Consider the following 1,526-nt stretch of genomic DNA (forward strand, 5'->3'; position numbering starts at 1 on the left):
GGCGCGATGCGCATACGCCTCATCGTCCGGCGCAGCCAGCGCGTTCCGATCGACCTTGCCGTTCACCGTCAGCGGCAGCCTCGCCAGCCGCACGAACGCAGACGGCACCATGTAGTCCGGCAGCCGCGCACTCAAGTGTGCGCGCAAACCGCCGGCAAGATCAGATTCCTCAGCTTCGGGGGCGACGACATACGCAACGAGCCGCTGCTCGCCGCGGCCATCCTCGCGCGCCACCACCACCGCATCACCCACCGCCGGATGCTCGAGGAGCCGCGCCGCGATCTCGCCCGGCTCGATCCGGAAGCCGCGGATCTTCACCTGCTCGTCGTTGCGCCCCAAAAACTCCAGATTGCCGTCCGCCAGGTAGCGTGCCAGGTCGCCGGTCCGGTACAGCCGGTCGCCGTCCACAAAGGGGCTGGCGATGAACCGCTCCGCCGTCAGCTCAGGGCGGTTCAGGTAGCCCCGCGCCACCCCCGCACCGCCAATGCAGAGCTCGCCCACCGCCCCGAACGGCACCGGCTCCCCATGACCATCCAGCAGATACACACGCGTGTTCGCAATCGGACGGCCAATCGGCACAATGGCCTCATCAAACTCTGCAGGGCAACTCCAGGTCGTCGCACAAACTGTCGTTTCGGTCGGTCCATAGCCGTTGACAATGGATGCGGCAGGCAGGCATCGGATAAGTTCAGCCTTCGGCAGCTCTCCGGCAAGAATGAGAGCTTGCGACGCAAAATATTCCACATGCTTGCTTTGCTGAAGTAAGGCTGGGGGCAACGTCGCGTGCGTGATGGCTTCGCTTCGCAGATAATCCGATAGCTTGGTGCTCGCTTGACAGAGCTCATCCGCAGGCAAATGCAATGCGGCTCCCGAGCCAAACGCCATTATAATTTCCCAAACACTCGCATCAAAACCAAAGGAGGCAAACTGCACTATTCGGCTGTTTGAACAAACGCCCAAAAGCATTATCTGAGCCAGCCCCAGATTGACCAAGCTCCGATGCTCGACCATGACGCCCTTGGGCGTACCGGTGGATCCCGAGGTGTAGATCACGTAGGCGAGATGGCGGGAGGTGAGGCCGAGCGCGCGCGGGTCCGGATCCGATTCCGGCAGGCTGGCCCAGGCCGGTGCCGCCGCATCGAGCTCCACCACGCTCGCATCGAGGCCCACATCGCCCAAGGCGGCGCGGCCGGCCGCATCGGTCAGCAGCAGCCGCGGCGCCGCATCCTCCAACACCTGGCGCAGCCGCGCCGACGGATAGGCCGGGTCCAGCGGCACATACGCCCCGCCGGCCTTCAGGATCGCCAAAAGCCCCACCACCATCAGCGGACTGCGCGCAACGCAGATTGCCACCGGCTGATCCGGCTTGACCCCGAGGGCGATCAGATGATGCGCCAGCTGGTTGGCGTGCGCATTGAGCGCGCCATAGCTTACGCGCTGGTCCTGATAGACCAGCGCCACCGCCTCCGGCGCCTTGCGCACCTGCGCCTCGAACAGCTCCTGGATGCACTGCTCCGCAGGATACG

1 protein-coding gene is annotated in these 1,526 nt (G+C 64.8%); it reads right to left on the minus strand.

The genetic code is table 11. The features are described from left to right. Positions 1-1,526: non-ribosomal peptide synthetase (locus AOQ71_RS15330; protein ID WP_157083515.1), on the minus strand; the 1,526-nt coding region annotated here is incomplete at both ends.

The sequence above is a fragment of the Bradyrhizobium manausense genome (assembly GCF_001440035.1).
Taxonomy (GTDB): domain Bacteria; phylum Pseudomonadota; class Alphaproteobacteria; order Rhizobiales; family Xanthobacteraceae; genus Bradyrhizobium; species Bradyrhizobium manausense.